The following is a 17,125-nucleotide window of genomic DNA, read 5'->3' on the forward strand; positions in this document are numbered from 1 at the left end:
GAGTATTACTTACTCGTGATATCAAGTAATAAATAACAGGGCGGATGAGCGGTTATTTACTGCGATTGGCATTATACCGCGCCTTCAAATCCCATTTGTCGCCATGCTTCAAACGCGATGATTGCTACAGCATTTGATAAGTTCAGGCTGCGTGCGTCTGGCATCATTGGAATGCGAATACGTTGTTCCATCGGCATGCTTTCGATGAACTCAGCTGGCAGGCCGCGTGTTTCTGGGCCAAACATCAACACATCACCTTGTTGGAATTTTGCATCAACGTGGTGACCTGTTGTTTTAGTGGTACAAGCAAAGATGCGGAAACCACCCTCGCGCTCATTTTCTAGATACTCAAGGAAGGCTTCTAGGTTCTTGTGACGTTTAACTCGCGCTAGGTCGTGGTAATCCAAGCCTGCACGACGAACTTTCTTCTCTTCAAAATCAAAGCCAAGCGGTTCGATAAGGTGAAGGTTTGCGCCGCAGTTAGCACATAGGCGGATGATGTTACCCGTATTGGGTGCAATTTCTGGTTCGTATAAAGCGATATCAAACATGTTGGTTCACAAGAATAATCAAAGATAGCCAGAGTATACGGTGGCAAGCTGAGTGAGTACAGTTCGCCACCATCAGCTTACGCGTTGTTCGCTAATGCTTGTGCGTAGTTTTCTGATACTGCATTCCAATTCACCACGTTCCACCATGCATTGATGTAATCAGGACGACGGTTCTGGTAGCTGATGTAGTAAGCATGTTCCCAAACATCGAGCGCGAGAATCGGCTCACCATCGCTGGCAACTGTATCCATCCAAGGATTATCTTGGTTTGAGGTTGAGATGATCTTCAGTTGTCCTTCTTCTACTACTAACCAAGCGAAGCCAGAGCCGAAGGTGTTGATTGCCGCTTGAGCGAACTGATCTTGGAATGCTGCAAAATCTCCAAATGTGCTTTTAATCGCCTCACCAAGCTCGCCAGTTGGTTCGCCACCGCCGTCTTGAGACATGCAGTTCCAATACAAGATATGGTTGTAGTAGCCGCCACCATTGTTGCGCACGGCGGGGCTGTGTTGAGAAATATTAGCGAAGATTTCAGTGAGAGATTGCTGTTCAAGCTCGCTACCAGACACCGCAGCAACAAACTTGTCATAGTATGTTCTATGATGCTTGCTGTAGTGCACTTCCATCGTTTTTGCATCGATGTAGGGTTCTAGAGCATCGTAGGCGTAGGGCAGTTCAGGGAAAATGTGAGACATGGTAAATCCTCCTTAATTAGAGGATTCACCATAATGATAATAACAATCATTATCAACTGCGATCTTTGTGGGGGTATTACAGTGGCAGGATAGGAAGAGTAATTTCGAGCTGTAATCCACCGAGTTTACTGCGGCTCGCGGTAATCGCTCCACTATGTTGACGAATCGCACTTTCGGTAATAGTCAGCCCAAGCCCAGTGCCACCAGAATTACGGTCACGAGCGGTAGAAACACGGTAGAAAGGTCTGAAGATAGAATCCAGTTCATCCTCTGGTACACCATCACCATTATCATTGACGCAAATTGTTAGCTGATCCTGAACCACATGGAATTGCACATCCACTTGGTCTTTGCCGTAGTAGATCGCATTGCGTGTAATGTTGTCTAGCGCGCTCATCAGCAGCTTAGGGTTACCCGAAATAGAACGCTCAGGGATCTCTGAGAACGTCAGTTGTTTGCCCATCTGTTCGGCTTCAAACTGTGCGTCTTTCAAGATCTCTTCCCATAGGCTCGAGATAGGCTGAACCTCACGAGTAATGTGGCTGTCGACTTGCATACGAGATAACGTCAGTAGCTCACTGATCATCTGTTCAAGACGTTGTGCTTCGGTATCAATACGTTCAAGTTCTTGGCTCTCACCTTGTTTACGAATTGCCAGCGCATTCGCCATGCGCAGACGAGTCAGTGGTGAGCGGAGTTCGTGTGATATATCAGAGAGTAGTCGCTGTTGCCCCGAAATCATCTGGTTTACCGCTTCGACCATTTGGTTAAAGCTTTCACCCGCTTGTCTGAATTCAGAGGTACCTTTTTCAAGTGTTGGGTCTACCTCAAACTGGCCTTTCGCTACACGTTGCGCAGCGCGTTCTAGCCTGCGAGCTGGTTGACTCAGTGCCCAAGCTAGCCAAAGTAATAGCGGAGTACTCGCTAACATGACAGCAAGCAATAGCTGTAAAGGTCTATCAAATAGGCGTAACAAGAATGGCGGTGGTTGATTCCATTTCACTCCGGCATACATCAACAACTCTTCACCTGCCAGTTTGATCGGTACTGGACCGGCCACCATGTAATGTCCGTAGAGCTTTTGTTTCGGCACTTCAGGGTTCTCAATTGAGGTCACAAAGTTGCGAATTGCCTTCAACTTGTAGTCTGAATGTCTCTTAGAGGTAAGGACGGCTCCTTCAAGGTCGGTTAAGTAGATGCGAGCTCGTGAGTCCTTGCGGCTACGTGGTGCCTCAAGTTGGAATACAATTTTGCCCAGATTCGGTTCTTTGGCGTAGCGTTTCTCTGTGAATTTAGCGATACGCTCTAATTTATTGAGATGATCCGCGGGTACATCGCGTGCTACACGCGGGTCTAAATGGGGAAGCGACAGTACCGACAAAAGCACCAGTAACATGGTGAACCAAAAGATAGCAAAGATACGTCCATATAAGCTGGTGATTTTAGGGATACGCATTAATCTTCCTCTACCAATAAGTAACCACGGCCTCGTAAGGTTTTGATGCGAGGTTTGGCGTCACTGCGTTCAGGAATTTTTTTACGCAGGTTGGATATGTGCATGTCTATCGCACGGTCAAATGCTGCTAGTCTTTTACCGAGCACATCTAAACTCAACGTTTCCTTGGTGATCACTTGCCCCGGGTTCTGGATTAGGTGGCTCAGCAGGGCGAACTCGGTAGTGGTGAGGTCGATAAGCTGGCCATTACAATAAGCTTCTTGTTTGCCAGGGAATACCTCGATGTCTTGATATTGAACCTTATCGCTGGTGGTTTTAGGTGCCGCAGTGGTCTGCGTTCGGCGCAAGATAGCTCGAATACGCGCTAACAATTCGCGGTCACTGAAAGGCTTAGGTAGGTAATCATCCGCGCCAAGTTCAAGGCCAATCACACGGTCGATCTCTTCGCCTTTTGCGGTCAGCATGAGCACGGGTGTTTCCCAATTTTCTCTCAGCTTCTTTAGTGTTTCCATGCCATTAAGACGCGGCATCATCACATCCAAAAGAATCAAATCAATCTCATCATTGATCGCCTCGAGCCCCGCGTAGCCATCATTGGCTTCGGAAACAGTGAAGCCCTCAAAGCTCAGAATGTCTTTGAGTAAGCTGGTTAACTCGGTGTCGTCATCAATAAGAAGAATGTTCGCCATTGGGAAGCCTTAATCATTTAGTTGGGTTAATAATACTGCTAATTATTCGTCAACTTTCACTCTTTACGATTCTTTACGCTTTCTAAACGTCACTTTACGAGGGAAAGACTAATCTATATTCAAGCGCTGAGAAACAGACGCAACACATGACTTATTATACCGAATTGAGGCAACAATTATGAAAATGACTAAGAAACTTGTACTAGCAGCTGCGGCACTTCCACTAATGTTTGGTACAGCAAGCGCGTATGCTTACGGTGGTGGTGATAAAGGCGACCACAAAGGTATGCACGGCAAATGTGGCGGCTTCGATAAGAAAGTGATGCGTCAGCTAGACCTAACGGATGCTCAAAAAGCAAAACTAAAAGAGATGCGTGAAGCGAATCGCGCTGAGATGAAAGCAAAACATTCAGGCAATAAAGCTGACAAGATCGCGCAAATGAAAGCGCATCACGAGAAAGTTCAAGCATTGGTACTTGCAGACAACTTTGACGAAGCGGCAGCAAACGACCTAGCAAGCCAAATGGTTGAGAAGCAAACTGAGCGTCGCGTAGCAATGCTTAAGAAACAACATCAAATGATGAGCGTACTAACACCTGAGCAAAAGACTCAACTGAAAGAAATTCAGCAAGAGCGCATGGCGAAGTGTGCGGACAAAATGGAAAAACGCATGAACAAAAATCAGTAATTCATGGTTTGAAAAACCTAGTTGAATGAAGGTGTTTGCAAAGAAGCGGCTGTGTGCCGCTTTTTTTGATCCTTAAAAATGAATATTTTACATCATGGCTGTCATATTCAATCGGTTGTTTGCGGGTTATACTTTGTGCTATCAGTCACTTTATAGCCAATTTATGAAACAAAAATATGCACGTTTAGTTACGCTCGCCGCTTGGGCAGCCACCATCATTGCTACCATATTATTGGTTGTGAAGGTTGCAGCGTGGTGGGTGACAGGTTCAGTCAGTTTATTAGCTTCTGTTGTTGATTCACTGTTGGATATCGCCGCTTCTGTAGTCAACCTCGTCGTCGTTCGCTACTCTCTGCAACCCGCTGATAAAGAGCATACCTTTGGCCATGGTAAGGCTGAATCTCTTGCCGCATTAGCACAAGCGATGTTTATTTCTGGTTCCGCTTGTTTCCTTATTCTCAATGGTATAGAGCGTTTCTTCCGACCACATGAGCTGAATTCTCCAGAAGTTGGTATTTATGTCAGCTTGTTCGCGATTGTAATGACCTTTGGTTTGGTTCGATTCCAAAAGTACGTTGTGAGCCAAACAGGTAGCCAGGCGATAGCTGCCGATTCTCTTCATTATCAGTCTGATCTTTATATGAATGCGGCGATCATGCTGGCATTGGCACTTAGTTGGTTTGGCATCGGTCAAGCAGACGCAGTATTCGCGATTGGTATCGGTATCTACATTCTTTACAGCGCTTATCAAATGGCGATGGAAGCGATTCAATCTCTGCTTGATAGGAAGTTGCCTGATGAAGAGCTCAAGCTAATTAAAGAGACATCGTTGAGTGTGGAAGGGGTATTGGGTGTGCATCAACTAAGAACGCGCCGTTCAGGGCCTGTTCGGTTCATTCAATTACATTTAGAACTCGAAGATAATATCCCACTTATTGAAGCGCACCGCATTTCTGACGAAGTAGAAGACAAGCTTATCTCTGTTTTCCCTGATGCTGATGTATTAATTCATCAAGATCCATACTCGGTCGTATTTGGACCAGAGAAGCAGCAGAAATCCCACTCATGGTAAGCGTGCTAAAAAATGGGTAGCAAATGGTAAGTGAGTGGCTTTTGAACTAAAGTGAGTAAAAATTGCTAGCTCTTTGGTGAGACAAAATACAGCTGATAACAATTAATGTTGATTCTGATGTGAATCAACAAAGTTATTGAGTAAAACTGTAATACTCTTACAGAAGTAGAAATGTTACATAAATTTACGCGATTTAAGTGCTATTCCCTTTGAGGAAATGTAACATAAAGCACAAATATAGATTTAAAATCTTGTTGATATACAGTCAGCAAGCAAAAGAATTGAATAATAGATTCCCAAAAATCGAGGGTGAGCATGATTAAGAAGATCGGTGTTTTGACCAGTGGTGGTGACGCTCCAGGCATGAACGCAGCAGTTCGCGGCGTAGTTCGTACTGCACTATCAGTTGGCATTGAAGTTTACGGCATTTACGATGGCTACCAAGGCCTTGTTGAAGATCGTATCGAAAAGCTTGACCGTTCAAGCGTATCTGACGTAATCAACCGTGGTGGTACTTTCTTAGGTTCTGCACGTTTCCCTGAGTTCAAAGACGTTGCTGTTCGTGAGAAAGGCATCGAGAACCTTAAGAAGCACGGTATCGAAGCACTAGTTGTTATCGGTGGTGACGGCTCTTACATGGGTGCTAAGAAACTGACTGAAATGGGTTACCCATGTATCGGTCTTCCAGGCACAATCGATAACGATATCGCGGGTACTGACTACACAATCGGCTACCTAACAGCGCTTAACACTGTTATCGATTCAATTGACCGTCTACGTGACACGTCTTCTTCTCACCAACGTATTTCTATTGTTGAAATCATGGGCCGTCACTGTGGTGACCTTACGCTTATGTCAGCAATCGCGGGTGGTTGTGAGTACATCATTACTCCAGAGACTGGCCTAGATAAAGAACAGCTTATCAGCAACATCCAAGATGGTATTGCTAAAGGTAAGAAGCACGCAATCATCGCTCTAACTGAGCTAATGATGGATGCGAACGAACTGGCTAAAGAGATCGAATCTTCAACTGGTCGTGAAACTCGTGCAACGGTTCTTGGTCACATCCAACGTGGTGGTCGTCCTACTGCATTTGACCGTGTACTGGCTTCTCGCATGGGTAACTACGCTGTTCACCTTCTTCAAGAAGGCCACGGTGGTCGTTGTGTTGGTATCGAGAAAGAAGAACTTGTTCACCACGACATTATCGATTGTATCGAGAACATGCAGAACCCAGACCGTTCTGAGCTATTCCGCGTTGCAGAAGAGTTGTTCTAAGCCACGCTTAGCGTTCGCTTGAAAATATTTAAAAACCGCTGATTTATCAGCGGTTTTTTTGTACCTGTCGTTTGAGGTTTCAAAAACTACAGGCAATAAAAAAGGCCAACCTAAGTTGACCTTTCATCTAATCTAAACGGTGACGTTTAAATTAAGCTTTTGCTTCAGCTGCTGCTTTAGCGATAGCTGCGAAGCTTTTCGCGTCTAGAGCTGCACCGCCAACTAGAGCACCGTCGATGTCTGGTTGTGCGAAGTAAGCTGCTGCGTTTTCTGGCTTAACAGAACCGCCGTATTGGATAACAACTTTCTTAGCAACTTCTTCAGATTTCTCTGCGATGTGTGCACGGATTTGAGCGTGGATGCGTTGTGCATCTTCAGCTGTAGCTGCTTTACCAGTACCGATAGCCCAGATTGGTTCGTAAGCGATGATAGCGCCTTCAAGAGCTTCAACACCTTGAGTGTTGATAACAGCGTCAAGTTGACGAGCACATACTGCAACAGTTTCGCCTGCTTCGTTTTGTGCTTCAGATTCACCGATACAAAGAACTGGAGTTAGGCCGTTTTCTTTTAGGAATGCGAATTTCTTAGCTACGAACTCATCTGATTCGTTGTGGTATTCACGACGCTCAGAGTGACCGATGATGATGTGAGATGCGCCGAACTCTTTAAGCATTGCTGGAGACATGTCGCCAGTGAATGCACCGCTGTTGTTTAGGTCAGAGTTTTGAGCACCTAGGATGATCGCGCTACCAGCTTCAGTAAGCGTACGCTCAGCAAGATCAACGAAAAGTGCTGGTGGAGCAACTGCTACGTCTACGCCTGTTACGCCTTCAAGTTCAGCGTTAAGACCGTTTAGTAGTTCAACAACCATTTCTTTGCTGCCGTTTAGTTTCCAGTTACCCATAACTACAGGATGACGCATAGGAATATCTCCAAAGTATTTAAATAAATCGAATGTAAAAAAGTAAACTTTATTACGAAATAATATAACAGAATAATATCAACAGATCATGACTGTGGTCATGACTTTCTTGGATCTTACTCAATGGTCAGAGTAGATTTTGAGCATATATCAGTGATCCGGCAGACAGAATAATAGCTAACTTCTCGGATTTTTCACCGTTAGTTGCTATTAAGGGACAAACGATTGCGTTAACAACAGGAAGTAACAATGCCGAATCTAGTTCTTGAGTACTCCAATTCAGTGGATGAGCGAGTAAATATCCAAGGCTTACTGGAAGATCTCCATCAAGTCGCTCTCACATGTGGCTTGTTTGATGTGCCGTCAGTGAAGTCTCGCTCACTGCGTTGCCATAATTGGTTGGTCGGTGATGAGGAAGATAGTGTAGACTTTATTCATATCAGCTTTGAGTTACTTTCGGGACGAACGGAAGAGCAAAAGCGAGAATTGTCACGATCGTTAATGCAGACCCTGCAAGAACAAGCGAGTCATGTAAGAAGCTTAACGGTGAATATTCGTGATATGGATAAAAGTTGCTTTCAAAAAGTAATAAACTAACCATTGCTGCTGACTTTTAGTGGCGTATAAATTTGAGTATTTAAGATGTCGATGAAAGAATTACTGCTCTCTTTCAAGGGGAGAATTGGTCGTAAGACTTACTGGATTTGGAATATTTTCTACTATATAGCGATTACTGGTTTTGCTTCTGGTATCTCTGTATTGTTCCCTGCTTACTCTTATATCCTGCTACCAATCTTCCTATTGCTGCTAGTGATCCCAGATCTAGCGGTTACCGCTAAGCGCTGGCACGATCGCAATAAGTCGAATTACTGGTTATTGTTAAATGTGCCTCTAGTTCTGGGTCGCTTAGCTTCACCAATGGCTGCGACTACCACAGAGTCGGTATCGCCAGTTCATATGGCGGCAACCGTTGCGGCATTAGTGTGTGGTTTATGGATTCTTATTGAGTGTGGCTTGTTGAAAGGTACAGAAGGCCGCAACGACTACGGCGAAGACCCGTGTAAGTATTAACAAGGAATAGATAAGAAGGGAGCATCGCGCTCCCCTTTTTCTTTTTTATACTATTCTACTTTCAGTACATTTTTGGCTCTGTATTCGGCCTGAAGGGCACAACATTCTCAGGTAGAGATTCTTCGAATCTGCAACGTCCTTCGAGTGCATCTTGGAATTTACATACCTGACAACGAAGTTCTTGCATGAGCACAACATTGGCATGGTGTGGGTTTTTACAACGGCTAACCACTAAGTCGATGTGACTTTGCTGAGCGCGTAGCCTGTCTTGCATGGCTTCAGAAGCCGAACAAATCATCTGCTCGCACATCTCGTGTTTGAATTGGTTGAATGCTTTAGGATCGCTTTTTGCGAGTTGGACCAGTTCATCAAAGGGTGGCAGTTTTTGAGCGGGTTGCGGATATGCCATGATTCCTTCCTTAGCATTAAGCGTGTTTCATATGCTATAAGCTTAAGAAAGAAATTTGTACGAATTTTAATCTATTTATATTTTCTCAATATTGAGACATCATTAACCGCTTACCGTGATGATCAAAGCGTGGGTGTTAAGGTATAAGTACAGCGTCGCTCGCCAGCAATGATGTGCTCTGTACGGCTCACATGACACTCATCTTTGAGTAACTCAGTAAACACATTGAGCTCAGATTGGCACAGGCTAGGACAACGAGTCGCAGCCTTGCAGATAGGGCAGTGGTTCTCGATCAAGATGTAGTGATCGTCATGCTCTTGAAGTTCTGCCATGTAGCCTTCGTTTTCACGAAGTTGGGTGAGTTTTTTAAGTTTGCTGATGAGTGAGTCGCAATCAGACAGCGCAGTTTGATACTGCTTGAGTGTGTGTTGTTCACGTTCGGCAGCAACCTTAGCCAATCCTTCTTTACCAAATAGGTTTTCTACAGCATCAATCACTTGAATGGTGAGTTCACCATGTCGGTCGGAAAATTGACTATGACCTTGTTGCGTCAGGGACCAGTGGCGAGTCGGGCGACCCACTTTTACTTTCACATCATGAAACGCAAGAATACCGTCATCTTCCAGGCTTTGCAGATGTTGTCTTGCACCCATTGTCGTCATGCCAAACTCTTCTGACAGTTGTTTCGCGGTTACCGCACCTTGACGTTTGATGGTCTGTAAGATTTTGTCGCTTGTTTTCATACTATCCCTACCTTATGAGCCTTACTATTATGAGGTAAGGTGTTTATAAAGCAAACTATTTACTATATTGATGGGGATTTACTCTATAGCTAGCGTTTTACTCTATTGGCAGCCATGGTCAGATTCTGGTGCGCTAATAAAACAAAAGGCTGATACTTGGTATCAGCCTTCGCGTGTTCTGTTGAACCTAATTTAGGTTTACAGGATGTGACCAAGCACTTCTGGGTCTTTACGCTCTAGGTAGTGAATAGACTTGATACGACGAATAGTACGGCAGCGGCCACGGATAAGCAGGGTTTCTGTTGTCGCGATATTGCCTTGACGAGAAATGCCTTCTAGCAAGTCACCTTTAGTGATGCCCGTTGCTGAGAACACAACGTTGTCGCTGCGAGCCATGTCTTCCATCTTCAACACGATACCCGCCGTTACGCCCATTTCAGCACAACGCTCAAGCTCAAGTTCACCGTGCTTGCGGTTTTCTTCTGTGTCGCCTTTAACTTCATGACGAGGTAGAAGACGTCCGTGCATGTCGCCGTCGAGTGCGCGAATTACCGCAGCAGAAACCACACCTTCAGGTGCGCCGCCGATGCAGTACATGACGTCTACTTCGCTGTCTGGCATACAGGTTAGGATAGACGCTGCAACATCACCGTCTGGTACTGCGAATACACGAACGCCCATGGCTTGCATATCGGCAATTACTTGATCGTGACGAGGCTTCGCAAGTGTGGTTACTACTAAAGTATCGAGTGTTTTACCTAGTGCTTTAGCGATGTTTTCTAGGTTTTCTGTGAGTGGCAGTTCTAGATCAATCACGCCTTTAGCGCCAGGGCCAACAACTAGCTTTTCCATGTACATATCAGGCGCTTTAAGGAAGCTGCCTTTTTCGCCTGCCGCCAATACAGCCAATGCATTTGATTGGCCCATTGCTGTCATGCGTGTCCCTTCAATTGGGTCAACTGCGATGTCGACAGCGTCGCCGCCTACACCTACGTTTTCGCCGATGTACAGCATAGGTGCATCATCGATTTCACCTTCGCCGATAACAATCTCGCCGCTAATTTCGGTTTTGTTTAATAGGCTACGCATTACTTCTACAGCAGCGCCATCTGCAGCGTTTTTATCGCCACGGCCAAGCCACTTGTAACCAGCTAGTGCTGCACCTTCTGTGACACGAGAGAATGACATTGCTAAATCGCGTTTCATGCGGACTCCAAAATTTTCAAAGGGGGAATAGAAATTTCGCGGCGAATTTTACCATATCCAAAAGGAAACGTTTGCCTTTTTGTTTTTTGGAGATTGCTCTCGATCAATTCGCAGTGGAAAACAGTTATTATTCATCAAAATAATCGGTTTGCCGTTGTGGTGGTAATCATTCACGTCAATATTCGGTAAAAAGCGCTGTTTTTTTCATCGAATGGCGCAAAATATCGAATATATTGAGTGTTTATCCTTGCTCTGCTGAGTAGAATGGGGAAATAAGTGGAGTGAACCTTCACCATCAAACGGATAACTTAAAGGTAGGCCAGAATGTCTTTTGAAGTACTAGAGCAGCTAGAAGCAAAAATTCAAACAGCAGTAGATACAATTGCACTTCTTCAAATGGAAGTGGAAGAGCTTAAAGAAGAGAAACAAGCACTAGCAACAGAAGCTGGTGAGCTTAAAGCAAGCCGTCACGAGCTAGAGCAAAAAACTCAGCAAATGCAGGAAGAGCATTCAGCATGGCAAGATCGCATCCGTAACCTTCTTGGTAAAATGGATGAAGTAGAGTAATCGACTCTTCAGGTTTAAAAAAACGCCCGCTACTCAGTAGCGGGCGTTTTTGTTTGTTCTTAATCTTTGTTTTATTATTCAAAGCCGAGTGAATTACTCGACCTCTTCTTCTTCAACATCCAGATCGAGTTCTACGTCCAAAGGTTCTGCTGAAAGAATGATGCCGGTGTTGTCTGCGTAGAGGTAATCTTCGGGTAAGAAGGTCACGCTGCCAAAGTTCACAGGAACGTCTAACTCACCGACACCCTCTTGGCTCGCTCCAACAGGGATAGAAGCCAAGGCTTGGATGCCTAGGTTCATGTCTTCAAGCTCATCGACTTCACGAACGCAGCCGTAAACTACAATCCCTTCCCACTCATTGTCTTCGGCAAGTAAGGCAATTTCAGCATCGATCAGCGCTTTGCGTAGTGATCCGCCACCATCGATTAACAGTACACGCCCTAGACCATCTTGTTCTAATACGGAGCGAATTAAAGCGTTATCTTCAAAACACTTTAATGTCGTGATCTGTCCTGCGAAGGATGCACGTCCACCGAAGTTGCTGAACATTGGCTCCACGACATCAACTTGATCCAAATATATGTCGCACAGTGCTGAAGTGTTGTATTCCATTCGTATACCTTTTGAACAATGAGCTTACTTTGAGTATATCGGTGCTTGATCCCTTTGCAATGATTAGTCTCAATTAACTCAATAGAGTTTGAGCTACGACAACCCCTGCAAACAATAGGTTAGTGACCAATGAACATTTCACAATCACAGGCATCATTGGTGCGATCTGTGCTGGTTTTTCGGTTTCCCAAACAGCCTTACCATGCTTATAAACGATAATAATGCTCAGTAAAAACGGCAGACTGATCCAGGCCGGTTTTTCTTGAATAAGTAGGTAGATAGCGAAAGACGCAAGGGCGAGGCCAAGCAGTGCAAAATGATAGTGCTTGGCTTTGCGCTGTCCTAGGCGAACCGCCATGGTGCGCTTACCGCATTCGCTGTCGTTTTCGATATCACGCATGTTGTTGATATTGAGTACCGCCACCGCCATCAGTCCGCAGCCTAAAGCAGGCAAAAACAGGCTGGGTTCAACATGGCCAGTGTGTAAGAAGTAAGTCCCTGAAACACCTAACAAACCGAAGAAGATAAACACCGATAAGTCACCAAGGCCAATATAGCCATAAGGTTTGTTACCGACGGTGTAAGCGATGGCTGCAACAATAGCCAATATGCCTAACGCAATGAAAGATAAGATACTTTCGAGCGAGCTCAGCGCATGAAAAATAAGAATCAGCCCGGCAATCACGGTAAACACGATGTTGAGGATGATCGCTTGCTTCATGGTTTTCGCTGTTACCGCGCCAGATTGCATGGCACGTGTAGGCCCCAGACGGTTTTTGTTGTCTGTGCCTTTTACGGCGTCGCCATAGTCATTGGCGAGGTTCGATAGAATCTGTAATAGGGTGGCGGTTAAAAAAGCCAGTAATGCTATTGATAAAGAAAACTGACCACCGGCGAACGCTAAACTACTTCCTGTAAGAATAGAGACAAGTGCGAGAGGCAGAGTTTTTGGTCGTGCGGCATCAAGCCAAATCAGTAGAGATTGTTTCATCGTAGGTCTAATTCTTTGTAAGTCTTCGTTTCATACTGTGATTTGAGTATACGCCCATTTTTCGGGTAATAAAAAGCCCACTCGAAAGTGGGCCTTGAATTCGCTTATTAGCTGCTATTTCTTTGAGATAGAGCAATAAGTTGGAGTTTGGTGTGCTACAGGATGAAGCGACTTAGGTCTTCGTCTTCTACGAACTCACCAAGTTTTGATGTTACGTAAGCTTCATCAATCACTAGCTTGCTGCCAGCTTTGTCTGTTGCTTCGAATGAAATCTCATCCATTAGGCGCTCCATTACAGTGTGTAGACGACGCGCACCGATGTTCTCAGTGGTTTCGTTTACGCGCCATGCTGCGTCCGCAATCTGGTTGATGCCATCTTCAGTGAACTCAATGCTGACATCTTCTGTTTTCATTAGGGCAATGTATTGCTCTGTTAGAGATGCTTTTGGTTCAGTCAGGATGCGTTTGAAGTCATGTGCTGAAAGCGCTTCAAGCTCTACGCGGATTGGCAGACGACCTTGTAGTTCAGGGATCAGATCAGATGGCTTAGCCACTTGGAATGCGCCTGATGTGATAAACAATATGTGGTCAGTTTTAACCATGCCGTGCTTCGTTGATACTGTGCTGCCTTCAATAAGAGGCAGTAGGTCACGTTGCACACCTTCGCGAGATACGTCTGGGCCTGAGCTGTCGCCACGCTTACAGATTTTGTCGATCTCATCGATGAAGACGATACCGTTATTTTCTGCGTTGAAGATCGCATTCTCTTTTAGCTCTTCTTGGTTCACAAGCTTTGAAGCTTCTTCTTCCGTCAGTGCTTTGAATGCGTCTTTGATTTTCATCTTGCGTTTTTTCTTGGTGTCGCCCGCTAGGTTTTGGAACATACCTTGCAGCTGGTTTGTCATCTCTTCCATACCTGGAGGTGACATGATTTCAACGCCCATTTGCGGTGCAGCTACATCAACTTCGATCTCTTTGTCGTCTAGCTTACCTTCACGCAGTTTCTTACGGAAAATCTGACGAGTGTTTGAAGAGGTGGTGTCTTCAGTTGATTGCTCGTTCTGACCCCACGCATCACGAGCAGGTGGTAGAAGGGCATCAAGAATGCGTTCTTCCGCTTGTTCTTCAGCGCGGTATTGTACTTTTTCCATCGCTTGTTGGTGTGTCATCTTGATTGCAACGTCCGTTAGATCACGGATGATGGTCTCAACTTCTTTACCAACGTAGCCAACTTCGGTGAACTTAGTCGCTTCTACCTTGATGAAAGGCGCGTTTGCTAGTTTCGCTAGACGGCGAGCAATTTCAGTTTTACCCACACCCGTTGGGCCAATCATTAGGATGTTCTTTGGTGATACTTCAACACGCAGGCTTTCTTCAAGCTGCATACGACGCCAGCGGTTACGCAGAGCGATGGCAACTGAACGTTTAGCGTTGTCTTGGCCGATTATGTGGCGATTGAGTTCGTGAACAATTTCGCGAGGAGTCATCTCAGACATGGTTTTTCCTTAATTCTTTAATCACTGTTGAATACAACGTTATTGATGGAAGCGGTCGTTACTCTGGCTTTGGCAGTTCAACAGTGCTTTCTAGTTCTTCAATAGTGTGGTGATGGTTGGTGAAGACACAGATATCGCCTGCAATGTTCAGCGACTTCTCTGCGATTTCACGCGCATCTAAATCAGTATTTTCTAATAGTGCAGTAGCTGCTGCTTGAGCAAAGTTACCGCCTGAACCGATCGCAATCAGGTCGTTCTCAGGTTGAACTACGTCACCGTTACCTGTGATGATCAGTGAAGCGGTCTCATCCGCTACTGCTAACAGTGCTTCTAACTTACGTAGAGCACGGTCGCTACGCCAATCCTTCGCTAGCTCAACGGCAGCTTTGGTCAGGTGGCCTTGGTGCATTTGCAGCTTGCTTTCAAATTTTTCGAATAGCGTGAAAGCATCAGCGGTACCGCCAGCAAAACCTGCCAGTACTTTGTTGTTGTATAGGCGACGTACTTTACGGGCATTGCCCTTCATTACAGTATTGCCTAGAGATACTTGTCCATCACCCGCGATGACGACTTTATTATTACGACGTACAGATACAATGGTAGTCACGAGTAGGGCCTCTTAATATTTCTTATCTTTGGGTATAAAAAGTATATGAGGATGGTGCTCGGATAATTCAAGGAAGGGGGAGTGATGTCGTGCAACTTATCGGTGGAAGTTGTAAGGAAATTTGGCTAAAGGGGAGGGGGATAAAAGAAAACCTCCACAATGGGAGGTTTTCGGTGTTTGGTTTTGGCTTTTACTAAGACAGAGACTGACGCTGAACTCAAAACTACTCGGTGTCTTTCCAAATAGCACAAGGTTCGATTTTTGCTCGTTGCAGCTTATGGCGATCGCGTTCTGCGTCACGCTTCAACTTGTATGGCCCTAGAACCACACGGTACCAGCTACTGCCGTCTTTTTTACGGATTTCACTCGAGATACCTTGGAAGGCAATATCTAACTTGCGCGTTTCTGCCTGTGTTGACGTTTTGTAAGCGCCACACTGCATCACGTAAGGGATCTTAGAGATCTGTTGTTCTTTGGCTTTTACTTCAATTTCGCGGCTTGGCAGCGTTTCAACGTAGTCCCACTTCTCTTCGGGAGGCGGTGGAATCACTTTCGCTGGTTTTGGCTTAGGTTTTGGTTTGGTAGCCACAGGTGTTGGTGCTGGCGGCTCAGGATCATTACTCAATAGGTAAAGTCCGTAACCAAAACCACCGGCAAGGAGGATCGCCAAAAGACCACTGCGCCAAGGTTTACGGCGAGGGGCTTGTTTTTTGGTCGGCTTTTTGGTGCCACGACCGCGCTTTACATAATCTCTATTAGCCACAAGACATTTCAATAGTTGCTGATTCTGTCCTCATGGTAATCCAGATTGCGCGAGGATAATAGTGCAGAAATGGAAGCGGCACATCAAAATGTGCCGCAGATTTATGAGGGTATTTCTGAGGGTCACATTCGAGGTGGCGCTGTACTGCCTCGAACGACCAATTTAGCTTCAAGCAGACGCGAACCTGCTTGCACATCATTGCCTTTCAGTAGATCTAGCATCATCAACATCGCTTGACGTCCAATTTCGTAACGAGGTTGAGATATGGTGGTTAGCGGTGGATCGCAGTATTGAGCGAATTGGATGTCATCGAAGCCGACAATCGACAGGTCTTGAGGAACGCGTAAGCCTAGCTTCTTCGCTTCTTGAATTGCACCAATGGCCATCGCATCGTTGTGACAGAAAATAGCGGTTGGCTGTTCAGGAAGTGCCAGTAATTGGCGAACCGCTTGAGCGCCCGCTTCAAAGGTGAAGTCGCCGACTGTGCTGTAAGCTGGATTCATCGATACTCCGGCACGACGCAGGGCTTGTTGGTAGCCTTGTTGGCGGAACTTACACAGCGTTGCTGATACTGGTCCTGAAATTTGAGCGATACGTTTATGACCTAACTGAGCGAGGTAGTTAACCGCTTCGAATGCAGATGTCAGGTTGTCGATGTGTACCGTAGGCAGTTCAAGCTCAGGGGCAAACTCACACGCCATTACCATCGGCGGTAAATTCTTTTGCTCAGGCTTGCTGACATCAAACGGATGGTCAGTGCCAAGCAGCAGCATGCCGTCAGCTTGTTTGGTGAAAACTAAGTTAACAAATGAAGACTCGCGCTTCTTTTGCTGGCCGCTATCACCCAGTAGAACAAGGTAATCATTTTCTACAGCGGCATCTTCGATACCACGAATGATCTCGGCGAAATAAGGGTCACAGATATCAGGAACGATAGTGATGATGGTTTTTGATTCGTTGCGACGTAAGTTTCTAGCTAATGTATTGGGTGAGTATCCAGCTTCAAGTACGGCTGTTTCGACTCGTTTTCGAGTTGAAACTGAGACTTTCTCAGGGTTCATCAATGCACGTGATACTGTGGCTGTTGAGACGCCTGCTAGCTGGGCAACATCCTTCATTGTCGCCATAAATTAAACCCTCTTTTAAGTTCCTTTATCGCCTAAGTATCTAAGGCGTGAATAATAAATGTAATCGAATAGATATTATGAAAGTGTTGCTAACACTTTTTTTATTGCAATATTTTATTCGTTTAATCCGTGTAAAGTTACGGCTAGATTAACAAAAATCACATGACTAGTGTGAAGTTGCT

20 protein-coding genes are annotated in these 17,125 nt (G+C 45.4%); 6 read left to right on the forward strand and 14 right to left on the reverse strand.

The annotated features are described in order from the left end of the window. Positions 1 to 71: 71 nt before the first annotated feature. The 4 genes from trmL to FTW16_RS21745 form a co-directional block, all read right to left on the reverse strand. Positions 72 to 551, reverse strand: coding sequence for a tRNA (uridine(34)/cytosine(34)/5-carboxymethylaminomethyluridine(34)-2'-O)-methyltransferase TrmL (gene trmL, locus FTW16_RS21730; RefSeq protein WP_060983415.1), 480 nt, complete (start codon positions 549 to 551; stop codon positions 72 to 74). A 77-nt stretch (positions 552 to 628) separates the two neighbouring features. Further along, positions 629 to 1,246 carry a superoxide dismutase gene (locus tag FTW16_RS21735; protein ID WP_146492411.1) on the reverse strand — a complete coding sequence of 206 codons (618 nt, stop codon included), beginning with the start codon at positions 1,244 to 1,246 and terminating at the stop codon, positions 629 to 631. 76 nt (positions 1,247 to 1,322) lie between these two features. Then, positions 1,323 to 2,702 carry an envelope stress sensor histidine kinase CpxA gene (gene cpxA, locus FTW16_RS21740; RefSeq protein ID WP_146492412.1) on the reverse strand — a complete coding sequence of 460 codons (1,380 nt, stop codon included), beginning with the start codon at positions 2,700 to 2,702 and terminating at the stop codon, positions 1,323 to 1,325. Then, entirely contained in the window at positions 2,702 to 3,391 is a 690-nt protein-coding gene (locus tag FTW16_RS21745; protein WP_146492413.1) for a response regulator, read from the reverse strand. Before FTW16_RS21745 ends, cpxA begins: the two co-directional genes overlap by 1 nt. 178 nt (positions 3,392 to 3,569) lie before the next feature. Here FTW16_RS21745 and FTW16_RS21750 point away from each other — a divergent pair, with 178 nt between their 5' ends. The 3 genes from FTW16_RS21750 to pfkA all read left to right on the forward strand — a co-directional run bounded on the left by FTW16_RS21750 (position 3,570) and on the right by pfkA (position 6,429). Then, positions 3,570 to 4,079, forward strand: coding sequence for a CpxP family protein (locus FTW16_RS21750; protein WP_146492414.1), 510 nt, complete (start codon positions 3,570 to 3,572; stop codon positions 4,077 to 4,079). A gap of 163 nt (positions 4,080 to 4,242) precedes the next feature. After that, complete coding sequence (gene fieF, locus FTW16_RS21755; protein ID WP_146492415.1) at positions 4,243 to 5,151, forward strand: CDF family cation-efflux transporter FieF; 909 nt, start codon at positions 4,243 to 4,245, stop codon at positions 5,149 to 5,151. 315 nt (positions 5,152 to 5,466) lie between these two features. Further along, positions 5,467 to 6,429 carry a 6-phosphofructokinase gene (gene pfkA / locus FTW16_RS21760; RefSeq protein WP_017061160.1) on the forward strand — a complete coding sequence of 321 codons (963 nt, stop codon included), beginning with the start codon at positions 5,467 to 5,469 and terminating at the stop codon, positions 6,427 to 6,429. Between the two features lie 151 nt (positions 6,430 to 6,580). Here the strand turns inward: pfkA and tpiA are convergent, their stop codons facing one another. Next, complete coding sequence (gene tpiA / locus FTW16_RS21765) at positions 6,581 to 7,351, reverse strand: triose-phosphate isomerase (RefSeq protein WP_146492416.1); 771 nt, start codon at positions 7,349 to 7,351, stop codon at positions 6,581 to 6,583. A gap of 249 nt (positions 7,352 to 7,600) precedes the next feature. On the opposite strand from tpiA, the gene FTW16_RS21770 reads away from it, so the two are divergent. Further along, positions 7,601 to 7,948, forward strand: coding sequence for a 5-carboxymethyl-2-hydroxymuconate Delta-isomerase (locus FTW16_RS21770; RefSeq protein ID WP_086715831.1), 348 nt, complete (start codon positions 7,601 to 7,603; stop codon positions 7,946 to 7,948). Positions 7,949 to 7,993: 45 nt separating this feature from the next. After that, on the forward strand, positions 7,994 to 8,422 hold the full coding sequence (locus FTW16_RS21775) for a DUF805 domain-containing protein (RefSeq protein ID WP_060983409.1): 429 nt from the start codon (positions 7,994 to 7,996) through the stop codon (positions 8,420 to 8,422). A 61-nt stretch (positions 8,423 to 8,483) separates the two neighbouring features. On the opposite strand, the gene FTW16_RS21780 is transcribed toward FTW16_RS21775, so the two are convergent. From FTW16_RS21780 to glpX, 3 genes are all read right to left on the reverse strand, one after another. Next, complete coding sequence (locus tag FTW16_RS21780; protein ID WP_146492417.1) at positions 8,484 to 8,831, reverse strand: DUF3135 domain-containing protein; 348 nt, start codon at positions 8,829 to 8,831, stop codon at positions 8,484 to 8,486. Positions 8,832 to 8,953: 122 nt separating this feature from the next. Beyond that, entirely contained in the window at positions 8,954 to 9,574 is a 621-nt protein-coding gene (locus FTW16_RS21785; protein WP_146492418.1) for a helix-turn-helix transcriptional regulator, read from the reverse strand. Between the two features lie 198 nt (positions 9,575 to 9,772). Continuing rightward, positions 9,773 to 10,780 carry a class II fructose-bisphosphatase gene (gene glpX, locus FTW16_RS21790; RefSeq protein ID WP_146492419.1) on the reverse strand — a complete coding sequence of 336 codons (1,008 nt, stop codon included), beginning with the start codon at positions 10,778 to 10,780 and terminating at the stop codon, positions 9,773 to 9,775. Between the two features lie 324 nt (positions 10,781 to 11,104). On the opposite strand from glpX, the gene zapB reads away from it, so the two are divergent. Continuing rightward, positions 11,105 to 11,347: a cell division protein ZapB gene (zapB, locus tag FTW16_RS21795; RefSeq protein ID WP_008219652.1), complete on the forward strand. Its 243-nt coding sequence runs from the start codon at positions 11,105 to 11,107 to the stop codon at positions 11,345 to 11,347. 93 nt (positions 11,348 to 11,440) lie between these two features. Here the strand turns inward: zapB and rraA are convergent, their stop codons facing one another. From rraA to cytR, 6 genes are all read right to left on the reverse strand, one after another. Next, positions 11,441 to 11,959 carry a ribonuclease E activity regulator RraA gene (rraA, locus tag FTW16_RS21800; protein ID WP_017071322.1) on the reverse strand — a complete coding sequence of 173 codons (519 nt, stop codon included), beginning with the start codon at positions 11,957 to 11,959 and terminating at the stop codon, positions 11,441 to 11,443. Between the two features lie 73 nt (positions 11,960 to 12,032). After that, positions 12,033 to 12,950, reverse strand: coding sequence for a 1,4-dihydroxy-2-naphthoate polyprenyltransferase (locus FTW16_RS21805; RefSeq protein ID WP_146492420.1), 918 nt, complete (start codon positions 12,948 to 12,950; stop codon positions 12,033 to 12,035). 155 nt (positions 12,951 to 13,105) lie between these two features. Further along, positions 13,106 to 14,446 (reverse strand): HslU--HslV peptidase ATPase subunit, encoded by a 1,341-nt coding sequence (gene hslU, locus FTW16_RS21810; protein WP_048605412.1) that lies wholly within the window; start codon positions 14,444 to 14,446, stop codon positions 13,106 to 13,108. Between the two features lie 58 nt (positions 14,447 to 14,504). Continuing rightward, positions 14,505 to 15,053, reverse strand: coding sequence for an ATP-dependent protease subunit HslV (hslV, locus tag FTW16_RS21815; protein ID WP_004729692.1), 549 nt, complete (start codon positions 15,051 to 15,053; stop codon positions 14,505 to 14,507). A gap of 223 nt (positions 15,054 to 15,276) precedes the next feature. After that, entirely contained in the window at positions 15,277 to 15,816 is a 540-nt protein-coding gene (locus FTW16_RS21820; RefSeq protein WP_146492421.1) for an SPOR domain-containing protein, read from the reverse strand. A gap of 122 nt (positions 15,817 to 15,938) precedes the next feature. Next, positions 15,939 to 16,943, reverse strand: coding sequence for a DNA-binding transcriptional regulator CytR (gene cytR, locus FTW16_RS21825; protein WP_017103629.1), 1,005 nt, complete (start codon positions 16,941 to 16,943; stop codon positions 15,939 to 15,941). Positions 16,944 to 17,125: the final 182 nt, after the last annotated feature.

The sequence above is a fragment of the Vibrio sp. T20 genome, assembly GCF_007858795.1.
Lineage (GTDB): Bacteria > Pseudomonadota > Gammaproteobacteria > Enterobacterales > Vibrionaceae > Vibrio > Vibrio satsumensis.

Coding starts and splice junctions, on each gene's coding strand:
- cpxA (WP_146492412.1), bottom strand. CDS start 2,702: ATGCGTATCCCTAAAATCACCAGCTTATATGGACGTATCTTTGCTATC.
- rraA (WP_017071322.1), bottom strand. CDS start 11,959: ATGGAATACAACACTTCAGCACTGTGCGACATATATTTGGATCAAGTT.
- FTW16_RS21750 (WP_146492414.1), top strand. CDS start 3,570: ATGAAAATGACTAAGAAACTTGTACTAGCAGCTGCGGCACTTCCACTA.
- fieF (WP_146492415.1), top strand. CDS start 4,243: ATGAAACAAAAATATGCACGTTTAGTTACGCTCGCCGCTTGGGCAGCC.
- pfkA (WP_017061160.1), top strand. CDS start 5,467: ATGATTAAGAAGATCGGTGTTTTGACCAGTGGTGGTGACGCTCCAGGC.
- FTW16_RS21780 (WP_146492417.1), bottom strand. CDS start 8,831: ATGGCATATCCGCAACCCGCTCAAAAACTGCCACCCTTTGATGAACTG.
- FTW16_RS21745 (WP_146492413.1), bottom strand. CDS start 3,391: ATGGCGAACATTCTTCTTATTGATGACGACACCGAGTTAACCAGCTTA.
- FTW16_RS21735 (WP_146492411.1), bottom strand. CDS start 1,246: ATGTCTCACATTTTCCCTGAACTGCCCTACGCCTACGATGCTCTAGAA.
- glpX (WP_146492419.1), bottom strand. CDS start 10,780: ATGAAACGCGATTTAGCAATGTCATTCTCTCGTGTCACAGAAGGTGCA.
- cytR (WP_017103629.1), bottom strand. CDS start 16,943: ATGGCGACAATGAAGGATGTTGCCCAGCTAGCAGGCGTCTCAACAGCC.
- tpiA (WP_146492416.1), bottom strand. CDS start 7,351: ATGCGTCATCCTGTAGTTATGGGTAACTGGAAACTAAACGGCAGCAAA.
- hslU (WP_048605412.1), bottom strand. CDS start 14,446: ATGTCTGAGATGACTCCTCGCGAAATTGTTCACGAACTCAATCGCCAC.
- trmL (WP_060983415.1), bottom strand. CDS start 551: ATGTTTGATATCGCTTTATACGAACCAGAAATTGCACCCAATACGGGT.
- FTW16_RS21805 (WP_146492420.1), bottom strand. CDS start 12,950: ATGAAACAATCTCTACTGATTTGGCTTGATGCCGCACGACCAAAAACT.
- zapB (WP_008219652.1), top strand. CDS start 11,105: ATGTCTTTTGAAGTACTAGAGCAGCTAGAAGCAAAAATTCAAACAGCA.
- FTW16_RS21785 (WP_146492418.1), bottom strand. CDS start 9,574: ATGAAAACAAGCGACAAAATCTTACAGACCATCAAACGTCAAGGTGCG.
- FTW16_RS21770 (WP_086715831.1), top strand. CDS start 7,601: ATGCCGAATCTAGTTCTTGAGTACTCCAATTCAGTGGATGAGCGAGTA.
- FTW16_RS21775 (WP_060983409.1), top strand. CDS start 7,994: ATGTCGATGAAAGAATTACTGCTCTCTTTCAAGGGGAGAATTGGTCGT.